Source organism: Shimia gijangensis, assembly GCF_900142085.1.
GTDB lineage: Bacteria > Pseudomonadota > Alphaproteobacteria > Rhodobacterales > Rhodobacteraceae > Shimia > Shimia gijangensis.
The window spans coordinates 38,618-55,776 of the sequence record NZ_FQZQ01000026.1; the positions used below are offsets into that span (position 1 = coordinate 38,618).

Below are 17,159 nucleotides of genomic sequence, written 5' to 3' on the forward strand. Positions count from 1 at the left end.
GTCCCGGTGCAAAACTTTTCGCACCGGAACCGATTTCTTTAGAGGCGTTCGATTGCAATTGCGATACCCTGACCGCCACCAATACACATGGTGATTAGCGCTTTGGAACCGCCGATACGCTCAAGCTCATAAAGCGCTTTCACGGTAATGATACAGCCTGTCGCACCAACTGGATGGCCCAGCGCAATGGCGCCACCATTCGGGTTGACCTTGGCGGCATCCAGCCCAAGTCCCTTGTTCACCGCCAGCGCTTGGGCAGCAAAGGCTTCGTTGGATTCAATCACATCAAAGTCGCTGATCGAAAGGCCGGTCTTGGCAAGCAGGTTCTCTACCGCTGGCACAGGGCCAATCCCCATAACTTCAGGGCGCACACCGGCATGAGCATAACCCAGCACGCGCGCTTTGGGCTTTAGACCCGCCTTTTCAGCAGCATCCGCACGGGCCAGAACAATTGCTGCGGCACCGTCATTGATACCCGACGCGTTCCCAGCTGTCACACGACCGTTCTTTTTGAACACTGTGCGAAGTTTGGCCAGCGACTCCTCAGTCGAGGGAGTGGGATGTTCATCGGTGTCAAACGGCACCATGTCGCGCCGCACTTTGATGCTGACTGGTACAATCTGGCTTTGGAAATACCCTGCTTCAATCGCAGCTGCGGCGCGATTTTGACTTGCCAACGCAAAGGCATCCATCTGCGCACGAGTAATGTCGTGCTCATCCGCGACATTCTCGGCTGTGATACCCATGTGGCCGGTGCCGAACGGGCAGTTCAACGCACCCAGCATCATATCAAGCGTTTTGACGTCACCCATTTTTTGGCCCCAACGCTGGGACTGCATAATGTAGGGCGACTTGCTCATGTTTTCGGCGCCACCCGCCAATGCAAAATCCGCATCGCCCAGCATTAGAGACTGCGTGGCCGAGACGATGGCTTGCGCACCTGAACCACACAGGCGGTTCACATTCATTGCAGGCGTGGTGTCTGGAATGCCCGCGTTCATGGCAGCGACACGACTTAGATACATGTCGCGCGGTTCGCTGTTGATGACATGGCCAAACACCACGTGCCCGATCTGCCCACCTTCGACGCCAGAACGCTCCATGGCCGCTTTGGCAGCTATGGCACCAAGATCAATCGGCGCAGTATTGGCCAGAGAGCCGCCAAACGTGCCAATGGCAGTGCGTGCGCCGTCCAGAATTACGATATCGGTCATATGAGTGTCTCCATAGTGAATCTGCAGTTGGCACTAAACTACAGTGCTGACCTTGGGCCACAAGGTTTCAATACCTTCATGACGCAGCGTGCATTGACATGGGCGCAACGGAACAGCAGGAATGGGAGCCATGAACACAGATACCCAGATCCTTGATCTCTTGCCCGCCCGCCTAAAAGAAGCCCGTCGTGAACAGGGCTTATCATTGGATGCAGTGGCAAAGCTATCTGGCGTGTCACGGTCAATGGTCAGCCAGATTGAACGCGGGGAATCCAGCCCAACTATTGCCACCCTATGGAACCTGACCCGTGCCTTACAGGTGGATTTTGCGGGGCTCTTGGAAGAGGGAAGCACCGAGGACAGGATCGAAACCATCCGTGACGCGCAGGTGCCCAGCATCGACAATATGGGACAAGGGTGCCGTATTCGCATCCTTTCACCGCCGGAAGAAGCCGGCAAACACGAAGTTTATGATCTGCGATTTGCCGAGGGCGGTATGCTCAACAGCCAGCCGCATACGCGTGGTACGCAAGAGCAATTGACGGTTGTCGAAGGTCAGATTTCAGTCACTTCAGGTAACGCACATGACACACTGAGCACTGGGGACACAGCGCGATATGCATCTGACGTCACTCACTGCATTCAAGCCGTCAACGGTCCGGCGCGCGCTTTCCTAATCGTGCAGAACGACTAGGACTGTTTTCATCTTTTCGTCAGAAGGCTCACAGATGTAGAATCCGTTATTGTGGATTTTTTCCAAAATAGTGCAATTCTCCTATTTCGGAAATCCATCCGCTATGCTAGAAACACCTCCAAAATCATGGAGGATGTCATGTCCAAGGACTTTCTGAACCACATCACGGACACTCTTGCGCAGATTGAGGCTGAAGGCCTGATGAAGCGCGAGCGAATGATCACCTCGCCTCAGGGCGGAGAGATCACAGTGGGTGGGCGAGAAGTTGTCAACCTCTGTGCCAACAATTATCTGGGACTGGCTAATCACCCTGCATTGATTGATGCCGCCCAAACCGCGCTGGAACCCAAAGGGTTCGGCATGGCCTCGGTCCGGTTCATTTGTGGAACGCAGGACATTCACCGCGAGCTGGAAAAGGAGTTGGCCATATTCCTCAAGAAGGACGACGCGATACTGTTTGCTGCTTGTTTTGATGCCAATGGAGGCCTGTTCGAACCGCTTTTGGGACCGGAAGACGCGATCATATCAGATAGCCTGAACCACGCTTCGATCATCGATGGCGTTCGTCTGTGCAAGGCGAAACGCTTTCGCTATATGAACAATGACATGGCCGATCTTGAAGCGATGCTGAAGCACGCCCGCGATGAAGGCGCGCGCCATATTATGGTCGCCACGGATGGCGTGTTTTCGATGGACGGTACTCTGGCCAATTTGCCGGAAATCACTCGGCTGGCAAAGGAATACGACGCACTGGTGATGGTGGATGACTGCCATGCCACCGGCTTTATGGGGCCAAATGGCGCTGGTACGCCGGATCATTTCGGCGTGAATGTGGACATCCTGACAGGGACTCTGGGCAAGGCACTTGGGGGGGCCATTGGCGGTTATATCGCTGGGCCGCAGCCAGTGATAGACCTGTTGCGGCAGCGCGCGCGGCCCTATCTTTTTTCAAACTCGCTGCCGCCAAGCATTGTCGCCGCCGGGATCGAGGCCTTGCGGTTGGTCAAAGAGGGTGCAGAGCAACGCGCCCAGCTGTTTGAAAATGCGCGCTACTGGCGCAAAGGACTGGAAAAGCTGGGCTTTGATACTCTACCCGGCGAACATCCCATCATTCCTGTCATGCTGGGCGAAGCGCAGCTGGCCCAGGACATGGCGGCCCGGCTGTTTGACGAAGGCGTTTATGTCAGCGGATTTTTTTTTCCGGTTGTTCCACGTGGACAGGCCCGCATTCGCACCCAGATGAACGCGGCCCTGACCCGCGATGAGCTGGACCGCGCGTTGATCGCCTTTGGTAAAGTCGGCAAAGAGTTGGGAGTGATCTGATGGGAAAACCCAACACCATGAAAGCGTTGGAAAAAACCTTTCCGCGCGAAGGGCTGTGGGCGGCGCGCGCACCTGTGCCCGAAATTGGCCCAGACGACGTTCTGATCCGCATCAACAAAACAGGCATCTGTGGCACAGATATCCATATCTGGAACTGGGATGATTGGGCCTCGGCCACGGTGCCAGTGCCGATGATCACCGGCCATGAATTCGCTGGTGAGATCGTGGAAATCGGCAAGGATGTGACTGGGTTGAAAATCGGACAACGTTGTTCCGGCGAAGGCCATCTGATTGAGCATGACAGCCGTCAAAGCCGGGCAGGTAAATTCCACCTTGATCCCGGCACCCGTGGGATTGGTGTAAACGAGCAAGGTGCCTTTGCCGAATACCTGCGTCTGCCTGCATTCAACGTGGTGCCTCTGCCTGATGACATTCCAGACGAAATAGGCGCGATCCTCGACCCACTGGGCAATGCCGTGCACACCGCTCTGAGTTTCGATCTTCTGGGTGAAGATGTGTTGATCACAGGGGCTGGACCAATCGGCATTATGGCAGCGGCCGTGGCCCGTCACGCAGGGGCCCGCAATGTGGTGATCACCGACCTCAATTCGGACAGGCTGCGGCTGGCTGAACATGTGGTGCCGACGTTGCGTGCCGTAGACGTCACGAAAGAGGATTTACAGGATGTCATCACAGAACTAGGTCTGACCCAAGGCTTTGATGTAGGCCTTGAAATGTCCGGCAGTCAGGCCGCGCTGGACCAGATGGTTGAAGCGTTGGTGATGGGTGGCAAAATTGCCTTGCTCGGAATCCCTCCGGGTAAATCGCCAGTCGACTGGAGTCGCATTGTGTTTAAGGCGATCACGATAAAAGGCGTCTATGGGCGTGAAATGTTCGAGACTTGGTACAAGATGATCGCCATGTTGCAGAACGGGCTTGATGTCAGCCGTGTCATCACGCACCAATTTGGCGTGGATGACTTTGAACAGGGTTTTGCAGCCATGAAGTCCGGAGCGTCGGGCAAAGTGGTGCTGAACTGGCGGTAAGAGGTTCTACCCTGAGCGCGCAACAAATTGGAACCAGCTGAAGAGGGTAATATGGCGGCAAACTCGCTTTTGGATGTGATTGGCAAAACGCCTTCGATCTGGCTGGACCGAATGGTGCAAGCGCGCGGGCTGGATGGCAGAATTCTGGCCAAACTGGATTATCTCAACCCCGGTTTTTCAAAAAAGGACCGCGCAGCCAAAGGGATTATCGAGGCTGCAGAAGCCAATGGTGATTTGGCACCGGGTCAGACAGTTGTGGAGTTGACCAGCGGTAATATGGGCACCGGGCTGGCAATTGTCTGTGGTCTAAAAGGCTATCCGTTTGTCGCGGTGATGAGCCGAGGCAACTCGGTGGAACGGGCCCGGATGATGGCGGCGTTGGGCGCCGAAGTGGTGCTGGTTGACCAATTGCTGGGCTCCGTAACCGGTCAGGTGTCGGGTGGCGATCTCGACGAGGTTGAGCGAGTTGCGCAGCGCATTGTAAAAGATCGTGCTGCGTTCCGCGCGGATCAGTTTAACCATCCGGGCAATCCACGCGCCCATTTCAACACAACCGCGCCTGAACTGTGGGAAAACAGCGATCAAAGCCTTTCTGCATTTGTGGACTTTGCGGGCTCGGCCGGGACCTTTGTTGGCACCATGTGTGGATTGAAACAGATTAACCCAGACATTCGGGGGTATGTGGTCGAACCAACAGGTGCCACAGTTCTTGCCGGTAACACAGCAAGCGATCCCAATCATCCCATTCAGGGCGGCGGATATGCCAAAGCAGATCTTGCGTTCATGGCGGACGTTCCGGTCGACGGATACCTGTCCATCTCAGGAGAGACTGCCCGCGCTACGACGCGGGCATTGGCACGCGAAGAAGGCATATTTGCTGGCTACTCTGCAGGTGCCAATGTGGCCGCCGCGCTTGCCCTGTTAGAGGATGAGATGCGCGGCGGGACAATTGGTGTCATAATTTGCGACAGCGGGCTTAAATATTTGTCGACAAATCTGTTTGATTAGGCTTCCTGCCAAAACTGAACTTAGTGCACTTGGGATTGGAACATGGACGTTTCCCCAATTTCGGACAACAACCGGATGAGACCACCCATTGCTGTTTCTTGCATCACGACATCTGGAATAGGTGCTCTGCGCAAAATGGATTCACGCGATGGACCTGTTTCGGTATTAAGCATCTTCTCACCCCTTATCATACAGGGCCCCCACAAAAGCAGGCTGGGTCTAAAGCTTTGCCAAGAAGTTAAGAAGTTGTCGTGAAATGATTCAGATTTGAGTGACTAGCCTGCCACAAGAGGATTGCGTCCTTGATCTGTCAGTATCCAACAGTCACGGCCCTCAAATACAGCGGCCGTCAATGGCCAGCCATAGCCAGCGCCGGAATCCAGGTTGATCCGATTGCCCTCGTGAACGGGATCTGAACCAGGCGTGTGGCCATGCACAACAAGCCAAGGATGGGGATCGGAATGCTCTAGAAACTCTTTGCGAATCCAGCACATGTCGTCTTCTGTTTGCTCTACTAAGGGAACGTTGGGGCGGATTCCGGCGTGCACAAACAGCAATTCGTGATGTTCGTAAAAAGCAGGCAACATGGCCATGAATTCGATATGGCTTTGCGGGATCACAGTGCGTGCAACAGGATGCACCTGATAATACCTTGAGGCTTCTGTGACTTCGATGCCGTAGGATTCCAGCGTCTGACGGCCGCCAATACGGTCGCTGAACCAATCCATGCCTAACAAAATCTGAGGGTCAGGCCGTGGCACGTCTTCGAGAAAGTGTGAGTACATCCGGTCGTGGTTGCCTCGCAAAACGATCCATCTGCGGCCAGCTGCCTGCCCCGTCAATAAGCGGTCGATCACACCCGCGCTTTTGGGGCCGCGATCCGTCAAATCACCCAGAAACACAACTTGTGCGTCTGGCCCTCCGTCACGTTCGATCCGTTCAAGCGCGTCGTCCAGCATATCGAGCTGACCGTGAATATCGCCAACAGCATAGATTGGTGTCGTCATGGGATCAGTTCAACCTCACTGGCAGATTCAAAGGGCCGCGAAACCCGAATCCGTGCCAGACAACCTGTTCCGGGTCTGCCAATTCCATATTTGGGAAACGACCAAACAGCAATGGCAGTACAATCTGAACCAGCATCATGCGCGACGCATGGGTGCCCTGAAAGAAGTGCGGCAATGCCGCAGCGGTCAATGCGGTATGGGCTATTTATTAGCGCGTCGATGGTTCTCGACTCGTCCACCTGTATTGGATTCGGCATGGTCCCTCACTTTTCAAAGAGATGTTAGCCGTGCATCACGTGGTCGCCAAATAAAACTTGGCATGTTAATGAAAAACGCCGCCCCGGTTTGGGACGGCGTGATCGTATTTCAGTAAGTCTCTGTCAGGCGACGTCAAACTGCAGAGGCTTGATCTGCCGGAACAGCCCCGTCTCAGCCAGCTTGGCGCGGGCTTCGGCAGGAACGGCCTCGTCCACATACAAAAGCGCAATGGCTTCGCCACCAACATCGGCACGGCCAAGCGTAAAGTTCGCGATGTTGACGCCGTTTTCGCCCATGGTCTGACCCAACGCACCAATGATGCCTGGTTCGTCTTCGTTGGTGGTGTAGAGCATATGCGCCCCGATTTCGGCATCGATGTTGATGCCTTTGATCTGGATAAAGCGTGGCTTACCGTCCGAGAAAACAGTGCCCGCAATCGAACGTTCGCGGTGCTCGGTCACAACGGTTACTTTGATGTAGCCATCAAATGTGCCGGATTTGTCCTGATTTGTGGTCGAGATTTTGATACCGCGTTCTTTGGCAACTACTGGCGCAGACACCATGTTCACATCTGGGTTCGACTTTTTCAGAATGCCCGCAACCACGGCGCAGTTTAGCGCGGCGAGGTTCATGTCGGACACCACACCATCATAAAGGATGTTGATGGCTTTGATCGGTTCATCGGTCATCTGACCACTGAACGCGCCAAGGTGACCCGCCAGCTTGACCCATGGCCCCATGACCTTGGCTTCTTCAGCAGTTACCGAAGGCATGTTCAGGGCGTTTTCAACGGCGCCGGTCAGCAAATAGTTCGACATCTGCTCGGCCACCTGCAGCGCCACGTTTTCCTGCGCTTCAGTGGTCGCGGCACCAAGATGCGGAGTGCAAACAACGTTCGGCAGGTTGAACAAGGCATTCTCTTTGGCGGGTTCAACCTTGAACACGTCAAACGCAGCCCCGGCAACATGGCCGGATTTCAGCATCTCAGCCAGCGCCTCTTCGTCGACAAGACCACCACGGGCACAGTTGACGATACGAACGCCTTTCTTGGTTTTGGCAAGGTTTTCGCGGCTCAAGATATTGGCCGTCGCCTCTGTGAACGGCACGTGCAGGGTGATAAAATCTGCGCGTTTCAACAGATCATCCAGTTCGACTTTTTCAACGCCCATTTTGTCGGCTTTTTCAGCGCCGAGGAAGGGATCATAAGCGATCACTTTCATCTTCAGGCCACGGGCGCGATCACACACGATTCCGCCAATGTTGCCCGCACCTATCACACCAAGCGTTTTATTGGTCAGTTCGGTGCCCATGAACTTGGACTTTTCCCATTTTCCGGCATGCGTAGACTCGCTGGCCTCGGGGATTTGACGCGCAACAGCAAACATCATCGCAATCGCGTGTTCGGCTGTTGTGATCATGTTGCCGAACGGCGTGTTCATGACGATCACACCCTTTTTCGAGGCCGCCTCTTTGTCGACATTGTCGGTGCCGATACCTGCCCGGGCGATCACCTTCAGGTTGGTCGCAGCGTTCAGGATTGTTGGCGTGACCCGGGTGGCCGAACGGATGGCAAGACCGTCATACTGACCGATCAGTTCGGCCAGCTTGTCTTTGTCTTTGCCGAGGTCCGGCATAAAATCGACGTCGATGCCACGGTCGCGAAAGATCTGAACGGCGGTTTCGGACAGTTTGTCAGATACGAGTACTTTGGGAGCCATGATGATGGTCCTTTTTTGAAGTTCTTTTGGAGAGAGCGGGGCGCTTACGCCTCCGCCATTTGTGCTTCGATCTCGGCTTCGAACGCCCATGCCAACCAAGGCAGCATGGCGTTGATATCCGGAGTTTCCACAGTTCCACCACACCAGATGCGAAGACCCGCAGGGGCATCGCGATAGGCGCCGATATCCAAAGCGATGTTTTCGGTTTCCAGACGCTTGGCAACAGCCTTGGCAAAGGCAGCACCGTCCTGAATGCGATCATCTGTGAACTTGAGGCACACGGACGTGTTCGAACGTGTCGCGTCATCCTCTGCCAGATTGGTAATCCAGTCATTGGCGTCGCAGAAATCAAACACGGCCTGTGCATTAGAATCCGCACGGGCAATCAGACCTTTCAGTCCTCCCTCGTCACGGGCCCAGTTCAAGGCAAATAGATAATCTTCTACAGCCAGCATTGACGGCGTGTTGATCGTAGCACCGGTAAAAATCCCTTCGATCAGCTTGCCACCTTTGGTCAGGCGGAAAATTTTGGGAAGAGGCCACACAGGTGTGTAGCTTTCCAGACGCGCAACTGCGGTCGGGCTGAGTACGATCACACCATGAGCGGCTTCGCCACCCAGAACTTTCTGCCAAGAGAATGTGGTCACATCCAATTTGCCCCACGGCAGGTCCATCGCAAAGGCGGCAGATGTCGCGTCACAGATGGTCAGACCTTCGCGGTTGTCCGCAATCCAGTCACCGTTTGGAACGCGCACACCCGAGGTGGTGCCGTTCCACGTAAATACAACGTCATTGGTGAAATCGACCGAGGCCAGATCAACCAACTGTCCATAATCAGCTGTTTTGACTTCGGCATCGATTTTCAGCTGCTTCACCACGTCGGTGACCCAGCCAGATCCAAAGCTTTCCCAGGCTAGCATCTCGACCTTGCGTTCGCCCAAGAGCGACCAAAGAGCCATTTCGACCGCGCCGGTGTCAGACGCAGGAACGATGCCGATTTTGTAATCAGCGGGGATGCCCAAAACTTCGCGCGTGCCTTCGATTGCGGCCTTCAGCTTGTCCTTGCCAATAGCGGCCCGGTGCGAACGGCCCAATGCGGCGTCGGCGAGTTTTGCAACATCAAATGTAGGGGGTTTGGCACAGGGGCCAGAAGAGAAACGCGGGTTAGCCGGCCGCGTTGCCGGTTGCTGAGTAGCCATCAATGCTATCCTTACAGATAAATGCCTCTCGTTGGGGAGAGGTGTCCCGCCGCGACACCTATGAAAACCCAAAGGAATCAGCAAGAGAAAAAGACGCTTTAAATGCGGAAAGCGACGCTCCAAACCAGAACGGAGCGGGAACGTGTGTTTCCGATTGGCACAAAATTGACACAACGGAAACTCGTTTTGTTCCCTCCGAAAAAGAAAACGCCGCGACCTCGGCAAAGGTCAACGGCGTTACTGGGGACGAAGAAACTACGAAAAATCTTCACAGCAGCAGTACACCAAAACACCCCGACTGTTCAATAGCGGGCAACATACCCGACGAAATTAAGCGCCTGAGCCGGGCGATTGGTTACGCCGCATGGTTGGACACATCAGACGCATGGTTGAGCCTGCGCCCGATCCTGCAAGCCCGCTTGGACCACCACCAACTTGCAGCGCTGGCCTTTGTGGCCCTGCGCTCGATGGGCGAGGCAGACGGCTATCGCACGGCCTCTGCGGCCCTGTTCAACACGATGGACGGGGAGGTGCTGGCATGAGTTACGCGACCCCCTCAGAGATCGAACGCTTGGTCTACTACATGCCCTCCATCGCAGCGAGGGCAGAGAACGATTGGTCGCGCAGCTTTGCGCAGTCCATCGTCAAGCAATGCCGTCGCCGCAACTGGCGACCATCCCCCAAACAACTGTCTGTCATGCGCGGCCTGGTCACTGACCTGTTCACGCAAGGCAGCAATGAGGGGGGCGAGTGTGACGTGATCGAGTAGTCGCGCCCTTCACAGGGTTTATGCGCGGCTTTCCCCGATCACTCATCGCAATAGCGAATGAGATCAAAAGAGCTGCGCCACGGTTTGCCGCCTTCCCGTGCCAAAGGCGGACACGTTCCGGGGACATCACCCGACCCGACAGGGAACCGGCTCCTTCTAGGCCCTGTCAGATACGCGACAACTATACACCCACCGGCTGGTGAAGGTCAGAACAGTGACCGTGACAGACCGGGGACCGCTCACCAAGGGCGGGGCAGGATCAAAGCCTGCGGGGCAGCGGCTGGCCACCGACAAAAGGCATCGCGTGGATATGGAACGGGAAGCGAAGGAACTGCCTCTGTTTATCGGGGGGCAGTAGCGGGTAGCGGAACTGTGTCCAATCGAAAGGCAGAAAACAAAATGAACAGACAGGCATCAACATTGGTCCCAATGCCCAGCATCTTGATTGGGGGGGTGGTCGCGGTAGGGGGTTACGCGTTCGCGCTGTGTGACTCCTACTTCCACTCCAAAAGCACGATGCATGATGCCCCAAGCCTAGCCGCGGGCGTTCCACTCAAGTCTTCTTGTTCTTCCGCTGATCGGGCTATGCATTTTACCAACTCGTTGGCTTTCTCTTTGATGCCAACGTCTCCCAGCGTCTCAAGTTCAACTTCGTTTGTGACCGCAGAGGTCCAATCCATTGCCGTGGCTAATCGGTTTTGGTCAGTCGCGGAGCTCCATTCTTCGAAGGAGGCTTCATGAAGAGTACCTCCTTCATTTTCTTCCAATTTTTCAACTTCAAGAGTTGCACTCTTGGGAGCTTCCTCAGTGGTCGAAGTGCTCTCAGTGGTATCGGTTTCTTCAATGTCAGGGACAATAACCCCAACCGCAAAAAGTGCCAGAATTGTCAGTGCGACCCACATGAAAACTTTCATTTCAACACTCCTATTTGGAGGAATGTCGCATGAAATCTTCCACCATAGCAATCCGGTTCCTCGAGACTCTGGCGATCCCAGAGGGCCCGAAGGCTGGCGAACCAATCAAGCTGGCACCGTTTCAAAAGCAATTTGTGAAAGGTGCACTTGACGATGGAATACAGGTCGCGGTTCTCTCGATTGGTCGGGGCAATGCTAAGACGGCGCTATCGGCTGGTATCGCCTTGGGCGCGGTCATGGGCAAATGGGATAGCCAGCCCCGGCGCGAAATCCTGATTGCAGCCCGGACTCGGGATCAGGCGCGCATTGCCTTCGATTTTGTTGTTGGCTTCATTCGCGGCCTGCCTGAATCTGAGCAAGAACAATTCACCATTCGCCGCTCCCCAAGGTTGGAAATTGAATACGGCGACGGCCATGTGATCAGAGCGATCGCAGCGGATGGCAAATCGGCGCTTGGATCTGCACCTAACCTAGTTTTGATGGACGAACGCGGGCACTGGGCTGCTGATCAGGGCGATACTCTGGAACATGCGCTGTTGTCTGGCATCGGCAAACGTGGCGGACGGGCTCTGATCATTTCCACCTCTGCGCCGGATGATGCACACCCGTTCTCAGTTTGGTTGGATGAGACCCAAGAGGGCGTCTATGTGCAGGAACACCGGCCTTCACCGGGCTTGCCAGCGGACGATCTGGCCAGCCTGAAAGAAGCCAACCCCGGCGCGGCTCATGGCATCGGCTCAAGTCTGGAATGGCTGCGAGGTCAGGCACGGCGGGCGATTGCTCGGGGCGGATCTACACTCACAAGCTTCAGACTCTACAACCGAAACGAACGAGTCTCGGGCGAAACCCGTGACGTGCTTCTGACCGTTGACGAATGGATGAACTGCGAAGTCTCTGAAGCGCCCGAGCGGCGCGGTCAGGTGGTGATCGGGATTGATCTTGGCGGATCTGCGTCCATGACCGCAGCGGCGTTCTACTGGCCAGAAACAGGGCGACTGGAATGCCTTGGCACTTTCCCTAGCAGGCCAACTCTTCTGGATCGTGGTCAAAATGACGGCGTGAATGACCGTTATGTCCAGATGCAGGATCGGGGCGAGCTCTCTGTTCTGGGCGATCAGACGGTTCCTGTGGCCCCTTGGCTGGTTCAAGTAATGCAGCATGTCGAAGGCGAAGCTGTCGCGGCGATAACGGCTGATCGGTACAAGCAGGCCGAACTTGGCGAGGCCATAGACAAGGCCGGGATTCGTGCGCCGGTTATCTGGCGTGGGCAAGGTTTCCGAGATGGAGGTGAGGACTGCGAGAGGCTCAGACGCGCCGCCTTCGATGGAAAGGTTCAAACGCCTCCATCGCTGTTGTTGCGCTCTGCCTTTGCGGATGCGGTTACGCTCCGAGATCCGGCAAACAATCTGAAGCTCGCCAAGGCGCGTTCAACGGGCCGGATTGATGCGGCGGCGGCAACCGTTCTAGCAGTCGCTGAAGGCGCCCGGATCATGGGCCGTCCAGAAGCCACCGGAGGACGCCTCCTATGGGTTTGAGAAAAGAATACAAACGCCACTCTGCAAAGGTCACACGTGGGCCACGCTGGAAGGCGCTACGGATGCTGGCCTTGGACCGTGACGGCTGGAAATGCGTCCAGTGTGGCGAGCGTCGGAGGTTGGAATGTGACCACGTTCTGCCCGTCCGTGACCGGCCTGACCTGTCCTACACCCTGTCAAATTTACAGATTCTTTGCGGGCGTTGTCATGCTCGAAAAACCCGAATTGAGGTTGGGCACAAGCCTTTGCCTCCTGAGCGCCAACAATGGCGCGATCTCCTGTCGAGCATGAAAGGAAAACAAAATGCTGACATCTAAGAAAATCGAGCTTCGCCGCTCGGAAATCCGTCTGAGGATGAAACCCGCAAGATGGGTGAACTAGATCTTGAGTATCGCACAGCGGAAACCCGTTATCGTGCGGCTCTGGTCTCTGAGGACACCGAACGCCGGGAAGCTGGTGAGGAACTCGAAACCCGCTCAGATCGTGAGTGGCCCGAGATCATGTCCGGTTTTGAACTGCGTCAGGTGGCACTTGCGCTGGATGAAGGCGCAGCCCTGACAGGACGCACACAGGAGATCGTGAGCGAACTGCGCAGCCAGGGCGGCTATCGCGGTGTGCCCGTACCCTGGGAAGCGCTGGAAATGCGCGCCGGTGAAGCCATCGCGGCAGATAACCCGGACCCGATCAGCACCCGACCGATCATTGAACGCCTGTTCCCGACTTCGGTTGCAGCTCAAATGGGCGGTTCGATGATCAATATCGGCACCGGTGAAACCGAATGGCCGGTGACGACTTCGGCGGTAACTGCCGGTTGGCAGGCTACGGAAACCGGCAACGTGCCCGGACCCTCTGCCTACACCACACTTGATCGCCCGATGGCCCCGGATCACACGCTTGGCATTCAGATGCGGATCACCCGCAAGGCGCTCAAACAATCCGGTGCGGCGCTGGAACAGGCTGTGCGTCGGGACATGAATGGGGCAATTCAGCAAGAGTTGGATCGGGCGGTCTTCCTTGGCTCTGGGGCCTCTGGTGAACCTACCGGCCTGTTTGACGCAAGCTGGGGTCTGACCTCGACGGCTATCAGTGCAGCCCCGACTTGGGACGCCTTCCGCACCGAGGTCACGGCCTTTATCACCGCCAACGCTGCCAACGGTCCTGGCTCGGTCAATCTGATGATCCGACCCGAGGTTTGGGATACGATGGATGGCGCTGTCTGGGATTCCGGCTCCGGCATTACTGAGTGGGATCGCTTGCAGAAAAACATCGGCAAGACAGTCATGACCCACAATGCGCTTGGCGATCCGGCGGGGGCACCTTTGGCAACCGATGCTTTGCTGACCACCAATGCGGGCGGGGTTCCACCATTCTTTGTCGGCACATGGGGCGCCGTGGATCTGATCCGGGATCCCTACAGCGATGCACAGTCCGGCGGGCTGCGTCTGACGGCTCTGACCACGATCGACAACACGATCAGCCGCACAGTGCAGATGCGCATTTTGACGGACATTCAGTAATGCTGTCCGGCTTTGCTGACGGCGGGCTTGAACTACGCCGCAAATCGGATGGATCGGCTCGCCTTGCGGGCCGGTTCCCCTACAACAAACGTGCGGTCCTCAGTGATGGGGGCCGTACAGGCAGACCAAAGAAAGAAGTGATTGCACCACGGGCTTTTGAATATCGCATTGAAACTCCGTCTGAACACGGTGGTAAAAAGGATATTCACCTGCTGTCTGGGCATGATTTTGGCAAACCTTTGGCCTCTGTTCGCTCCGGCACACTGGACATTCAAGACAGTGCGGAGGCGGTGACATTCACGGCGACGATCTCCGAGGAAATGCAGGAAGTCAGTTATGTGAAAGACGTGTTGGCGGCTGTGTCTACAGGCTTGGCAATCGGCATATCACCCGGCTTTAGATTGCCGCCCAAGCGGGCCGTGCCAGAACCTGAATTGATTGAGGATGAAGGCCACGATCCAGAGAACGGCGCACACAATGCGATCATTCGCACGGTGCTATCAGCGCTCTTGTATGAACTCAGCGTTGTTACCCGGCCTGCATATCCTGAAGCGCAGATCGAGGAACGGAACTGGGAGACCAAGCCGCGCAATCTTGTGCCCACGGTTCCCGGTGATGAACTTCTCTTTCCACATCTCAAAAGATGGAGGCTCTGATGCTGAACCCACTAACACTTGCGACAAGCGGTCTCTTGCAGGCCAATGGTGTGGATCTCGACCAGATCAACGCCATTCTGTCGAACTCGATCAACATGACCGGCTCGCCACTGGAATATGTGGCACCTACGGTTCACACAAATGAGGGCGACCCAGCGGCCTATGCCCCGGCTCCGACTGGTCTTTCGGTCAATGCAGCGGCACTCGACAAGGATTTTATCTGGCAACGGATCGAGGCTTACACCGCCTATCGGTTTGGATCGCGCCCGGTCGAGTTCTACGTTTGTGGCCCCGGCGTATGGGGTGAACCCCTCTGCCCATTCACCTTTGCGACAGCCCATATCTGGGATGCTGTAAATGAAGAATGGGTAGGACTGACCCCGAGTGGCGGGCCCATGGGCGGCAAGGTTCTGCCACAACCCGGCATGTACAAAATCACAGGCACCGTAGGCGAGGACACCTATCCGGCTGACATTGGCGAGGCGTTCCGGCGCTATGCCGAATACGTCGCTGAGGGGCAGAAACACATCGGCCCGAACAGCACTGAAGCCACCGACATAAGCGCTGTGACAGTCAGTCATACGCGATCCGTGAACTGGATGTCGCGGGCCATGCAACACAGCGGCGCAGGCGACTTGCTGCGCAGATACAGGAGGCTCGAATGATCTGGCCATTCAAACGCAAAGAACAAGAAATCGAGACCCGCGCATCCGCGTCTGGGTTTACATCTGAAATCATGGAGGCACGGTCTGCCTACATCCAAGGCAAGCAAGGGCTGGCTGAACTTACAGCCACCGTGCAATCCTGTGTAGGCCTATGGGAAGGGGGATTAAGTCTCGCTGATGTGGATGGCACAGACCTGCTCAACGTGCGCTCTCTGGGCCTTGCCGCGCGGTCTCTGGCCTTACGTGGTGAATCCCTGTTTCTGATCCGGGAAGAGGGCCTGATCCCTGTGTCAGATTGGGAACTAAAGACCCGGAACAGCAAGCCAACGGCTTACCGTATCAGCATTTCCGAAGCAGGGGGCGGACGCACACAGACGGCCCTGGCAGGCGAGGTTCTGCACTTTCGCATAGGCTGCGACGTGTCGGCCCCCTACTACGGTTCTGCGCCCTTGAAACGCGCCCAGATCAGCGCAGCATTGCTGACTGCAATCGAGGCGGGATTGGGGGATGTGTACGAGACCGCACCAATTGGTTCTCAGATCGTTCCGTTCCCAGAAGCGCAGAAGACAGACAGGGACGCGTTGGCCGGTGGATTCCGGGGCAACCGGGGAAAAATCCTATTGCGCGAAAGTGTGAACGTCACCGCAGCTGGTGGTCCCGGTCCACAACTGGATTGGAAGCCGCATGACCTAACGCCGGATTTGCAAGGCATGATGCCGATCGAAAGCCTCAAGGCGGCACAGGGGGCGATCTACAACGTGTTTGGCGTCTTGCCTGGTCTGGCCAACCCTAGCACAACAGGCCCCCTTGTCAGGGAAGCTCAAAGGCACCTGGCGCAGTGGCAACTTCAGCCTGTTGCCACTGCCATGGCTGAAGAGTGCAGCGAAAAACTGGGCGGGCCTGTTTCTCTGGACGTGATGCGGCCTTTGCAAGCCTATGACGCAGGCGGGCGGGCGCGGGCGTTCACGGCCATCATTCAGGCTCTGGCGTCTGCCAAGGAATCCGGCGTCGAGGTCACGGAAGCCCTTAAGCTGGTGGATTGGGAGTAGAAACAATGGAACCCAAAGCGCTGGAGATGAAAGTTTATGTCGAACCAAAGCCGCTTCGGAAAAATGGGGCGGTGCTTGCCGAGTTTCTGCTGCTTTGGGCACCATTCCGCATTCACGGATGCAGGCTCATATCGACGTCAAGGGGCCATGATGTGTGGATGCCCAACCCGGACACACGGATCACAAAAGAGGGTAAGGAAAAGGCCGTTCAGGCCGCCCTACAGGTTTTCGAGGAGTATTTCGGATGAATATTGCAGAACAACTAAACCAAACCCGAGCTGAACTTGCCGCCGTAGCTTTCTATGTCATAGCCCTGCACTTGTATTTGCGGGGTAAGGATGTGGAAATGCATGATAGTGATCGGGTAAATTTTATGGAGATTGCCAAGCTGGCAGCCGGCAAAGAAGCGCCAGGCTATGAAGATCATTTTATCCGCTCTGTTGAGCGGATGTGCGGGCTGCATCGTCAGGCAGGCGAGCAGGCATCAAATTAAGGGGAAAGAATCGCCTTAGTTCCCCCCAACTTATGCCCAATTCCGGTTGTAGTATTAAGGTGCCGGGCCGATGGGTTTAAGGCTCTGCTTACAT

Annotated in this window: 20 protein-coding genes; 15 read left to right on the forward strand and 5 right to left on the reverse strand. The window is 56.0% G+C overall.

All coding sequences use genetic code 11. The annotated features are described in order from the left end of the window. Positions 1-38: 38 nt before the first annotated feature. Positions 39-1,214: an acetyl-CoA C-acyltransferase family protein gene (locus BUC32_RS17510; protein WP_073256032.1), complete on the reverse strand. Its 1,176-nt coding sequence runs from the start codon at positions 1,212-1,214 to the stop codon at positions 39-41. Positions 1,215-1,344: 130 nt separating this feature from the next. Here BUC32_RS17510 and BUC32_RS17515 point away from each other — a divergent pair, with 130 nt between their 5' ends. The 4 genes from BUC32_RS17515 (at position 1,345) to BUC32_RS17530 (ending at position 5,285) form a co-directional block, all read left to right on the forward strand. After that, complete coding sequence (locus BUC32_RS17515) at positions 1,345-1,908, forward strand: helix-turn-helix domain-containing protein (RefSeq protein WP_073256086.1); 564 nt, start codon at positions 1,345-1,347, stop codon at positions 1,906-1,908. Positions 1,909-2,046: 138 nt separating this feature from the next. Further along, positions 2,047-3,231, forward strand: a complete 1,185-nt coding sequence (locus BUC32_RS17520) for a glycine C-acetyltransferase (protein ID WP_073256089.1) — start codon at positions 2,047-2,049, stop codon at positions 3,229-3,231. Between the two features lie 17 nt (positions 3,232-3,248). Beyond that, positions 3,249-4,277 (forward strand): L-threonine 3-dehydrogenase, encoded by a 1,029-nt coding sequence (tdh, locus tag BUC32_RS17525; RefSeq protein WP_073256092.1) that lies wholly within the window; start codon positions 3,249-3,251, stop codon positions 4,275-4,277. A gap of 51 nt (positions 4,278-4,328) precedes the next feature. Beyond that, entirely contained in the window at positions 4,329-5,285 is a 957-nt protein-coding gene (locus BUC32_RS17530) for a PLP-dependent cysteine synthase family protein (protein WP_073256035.1), read from the forward strand. Between the two features lie 275 nt (positions 5,286-5,560). Here BUC32_RS17530 and BUC32_RS17535 read toward each other — a convergent pair whose 3' ends face one another. Continuing rightward, positions 5,561-6,292 carry a metallophosphoesterase family protein gene (locus BUC32_RS17535; RefSeq protein WP_073256038.1) on the reverse strand — a complete coding sequence of 244 codons (732 nt, stop codon included), beginning with the start codon at positions 6,290-6,292 and terminating at the stop codon, positions 5,561-5,563. On the opposite strand from BUC32_RS17535, the gene BUC32_RS20710 reads away from it, so the two are divergent. Next, a complete protein-coding gene (locus tag BUC32_RS20710; protein WP_175556962.1) occupies positions 6,291-6,665 on the forward strand; it encodes a hypothetical protein in 375 nt (124 codons plus the stop codon). The two genes, BUC32_RS17535 and BUC32_RS20710, sit on opposite strands and share 2 nt — an antisense overlap. A 7-nt stretch (positions 6,666-6,672) precedes the next feature. On the opposite strand, the gene serA is transcribed toward BUC32_RS20710, so the two are convergent. Together serA and BUC32_RS17545 are read right to left on the reverse strand one after the other, a co-directional pair. Then, a complete protein-coding gene (gene serA / locus BUC32_RS17540; RefSeq protein ID WP_073256041.1) occupies positions 6,673-8,268 on the reverse strand; it encodes a phosphoglycerate dehydrogenase in 1,596 nt (531 codons plus the stop codon). 44 nt (positions 8,269-8,312) lie between these two features. Then, the gene (locus BUC32_RS17545; RefSeq protein ID WP_073256044.1) at positions 8,313-9,467 is read right to left on the reverse strand and encodes a phosphoserine transaminase; all 1,155 of its coding nucleotides are present in this window, start codon (positions 9,465-9,467) and stop codon (positions 8,313-8,315) included. 41 nt (positions 9,468-9,508) lie between these two features. Here BUC32_RS17545 and BUC32_RS17550 point away from each other — a divergent pair, with 41 nt between their 5' ends. After that, positions 9,509-10,009, forward strand: coding sequence for a hypothetical protein (locus BUC32_RS17550; protein ID WP_073256047.1), 501 nt, complete (start codon positions 9,509-9,511; stop codon positions 10,007-10,009). After that, positions 10,006-10,236, forward strand: a complete 231-nt coding sequence (locus tag BUC32_RS17555; protein ID WP_073256050.1) for a hypothetical protein — start codon at positions 10,006-10,008, stop codon at positions 10,234-10,236. Before BUC32_RS17550 ends, BUC32_RS17555 begins: the two co-directional genes overlap by 4 nt. 494 nt (positions 10,237-10,730) lie before the next feature. Here BUC32_RS17555 and BUC32_RS17560 read toward each other — a convergent pair whose 3' ends face one another. After that, complete coding sequence (locus tag BUC32_RS17560) at positions 10,731-11,150, reverse strand: hypothetical protein (protein WP_073256053.1); 420 nt, start codon at positions 11,148-11,150, stop codon at positions 10,731-10,733. Positions 11,151-11,179: 29 nt separating this feature from the next. Here BUC32_RS17560 and BUC32_RS17565 point away from each other — a divergent pair, with 29 nt between their 5' ends. The 8 genes from BUC32_RS17565 (at position 11,180) to BUC32_RS17600 (ending at position 17,065) form a co-directional block, all read left to right on the forward strand. After that, positions 11,180-12,685 carry a terminase TerL endonuclease subunit gene (locus BUC32_RS17565; protein ID WP_175556963.1) on the forward strand — a complete coding sequence of 502 codons (1,506 nt, stop codon included), beginning with the start codon at positions 11,180-11,182 and terminating at the stop codon, positions 12,683-12,685. Between the two features lie 62 nt (positions 12,686-12,747). Continuing rightward, positions 12,748-13,002, forward strand: coding sequence for an HNH endonuclease (locus BUC32_RS20715; protein WP_245815212.1), 255 nt, complete (start codon positions 12,748-12,750; stop codon positions 13,000-13,002). A gap of 51 nt (positions 13,003-13,053) precedes the next feature. Next, entirely contained in the window at positions 13,054-14,202 is a 1,149-nt protein-coding gene (locus BUC32_RS17575) for a phage major capsid protein (RefSeq protein ID WP_073256059.1), read from the forward strand. Beyond that, complete coding sequence (locus BUC32_RS17580) at positions 14,202-14,858, forward strand: HK97 family phage prohead protease (protein WP_073256062.1); 657 nt, start codon at positions 14,202-14,204, stop codon at positions 14,856-14,858. Before BUC32_RS17575 ends, BUC32_RS17580 begins: the two co-directional genes overlap by 1 nt. Further along, complete coding sequence (locus BUC32_RS17585) at positions 14,858-15,523, forward strand: hypothetical protein (protein WP_139280774.1); 666 nt, start codon at positions 14,858-14,860, stop codon at positions 15,521-15,523. The genes BUC32_RS17580 and BUC32_RS17585 overlap by 1 nt, the downstream gene beginning before the upstream one ends. Further along, complete coding sequence (locus tag BUC32_RS17590) at positions 15,520-16,572, forward strand: phage portal protein (protein ID WP_073256068.1); 1,053 nt, start codon at positions 15,520-15,522, stop codon at positions 16,570-16,572. The genes BUC32_RS17585 and BUC32_RS17590 overlap by 4 nt, the downstream gene beginning before the upstream one ends. Positions 16,573-16,577: 5 nt before the next feature. Then, on the forward strand, positions 16,578-16,820 hold the full coding sequence (locus tag BUC32_RS17595) for a hypothetical protein (protein WP_073256071.1): 243 nt from the start codon (positions 16,578-16,580) through the stop codon (positions 16,818-16,820). After that, the gene (locus BUC32_RS17600; RefSeq protein ID WP_073256074.1) at positions 16,817-17,065 is read left to right on the forward strand and encodes a hypothetical protein; all 249 of its coding nucleotides are present in this window, start codon (positions 16,817-16,819) and stop codon (positions 17,063-17,065) included. The genes BUC32_RS17595 and BUC32_RS17600 overlap by 4 nt, the downstream gene beginning before the upstream one ends. Positions 17,066-17,159 lie beyond the last annotated feature (94 nt).

What these genes read in the sequence shown, in the direction of transcription:
- BUC32_RS17515 (WP_073256086.1), top strand. Translation starts at nt 1,345, where the DNA reads ATGAACACAGATACCCAGATCCTTGATCTCTTGCCCGCCCGCCTAAAA.
- BUC32_RS20710 (WP_175556962.1), top strand. Translation starts at nt 6,291, where the DNA reads ATGGGATCAGTTCAACCTCACTGGCAGATTCAAAGGGCCGCGAAACCC.
- BUC32_RS17600 (WP_073256074.1), top strand. Translation starts at nt 16,817, where the DNA reads ATGAATATTGCAGAACAACTAAACCAAACCCGAGCTGAACTTGCCGCC.
- BUC32_RS17530 (WP_073256035.1), top strand. Translation starts at nt 4,329, where the DNA reads ATGGCGGCAAACTCGCTTTTGGATGTGATTGGCAAAACGCCTTCGATC.
- BUC32_RS17575 (WP_073256059.1), top strand. Translation starts at nt 13,054, where the DNA reads ATGGGTGAACTAGATCTTGAGTATCGCACAGCGGAAACCCGTTATCGT.
- BUC32_RS17555 (WP_073256050.1), top strand. Translation starts at nt 10,006, where the DNA reads ATGAGTTACGCGACCCCCTCAGAGATCGAACGCTTGGTCTACTACATG.
- BUC32_RS17565 (WP_175556963.1), top strand. Translation starts at nt 11,180, where the DNA reads ATGAAATCTTCCACCATAGCAATCCGGTTCCTCGAGACTCTGGCGATC.
- serA (WP_073256041.1), bottom strand. Translation starts at nt 8,268, where the DNA reads ATGGCTCCCAAAGTACTCGTATCTGACAAACTGTCCGAAACCGCCGTT.
- BUC32_RS17535 (WP_073256038.1), bottom strand. Translation starts at nt 6,292, where the DNA reads ATGACGACACCAATCTATGCTGTTGGCGATATTCACGGTCAGCTCGAT.
- BUC32_RS17595 (WP_073256071.1), top strand. Translation starts at nt 16,578, where the DNA reads ATGGAACCCAAAGCGCTGGAGATGAAAGTTTATGTCGAACCAAAGCCG.
- BUC32_RS17580 (WP_073256062.1), top strand. Translation starts at nt 14,202, where the DNA reads ATGCTGTCCGGCTTTGCTGACGGCGGGCTTGAACTACGCCGCAAATCG.
- BUC32_RS17590 (WP_073256068.1), top strand. Translation starts at nt 15,520, where the DNA reads ATGATCTGGCCATTCAAACGCAAAGAACAAGAAATCGAGACCCGCGCA.
- tdh (WP_073256092.1), top strand. Translation starts at nt 3,249, where the DNA reads ATGAAAGCGTTGGAAAAAACCTTTCCGCGCGAAGGGCTGTGGGCGGCG.
- BUC32_RS17585 (WP_139280774.1), top strand. Translation starts at nt 14,858, where the DNA reads ATGCTGAACCCACTAACACTTGCGACAAGCGGTCTCTTGCAGGCCAAT.
- BUC32_RS17545 (WP_073256044.1), bottom strand. Translation starts at nt 9,467, where the DNA reads ATGGCTACTCAGCAACCGGCAACGCGGCCGGCTAACCCGCGTTTCTCT.
- BUC32_RS17520 (WP_073256089.1), top strand. Translation starts at nt 2,047, where the DNA reads ATGTCCAAGGACTTTCTGAACCACATCACGGACACTCTTGCGCAGATT.
- BUC32_RS17510 (WP_073256032.1), bottom strand. Translation starts at nt 1,214, where the DNA reads ATGACCGATATCGTAATTCTGGACGGCGCACGCACTGCCATTGGCACG.
- BUC32_RS17560 (WP_073256053.1), bottom strand. Translation starts at nt 11,150, where the DNA reads ATGAAAGTTTTCATGTGGGTCGCACTGACAATTCTGGCACTTTTTGCG.
- BUC32_RS20715 (WP_245815212.1), top strand. Translation starts at nt 12,748, where the DNA reads ATGCTGGCCTTGGACCGTGACGGCTGGAAATGCGTCCAGTGTGGCGAG.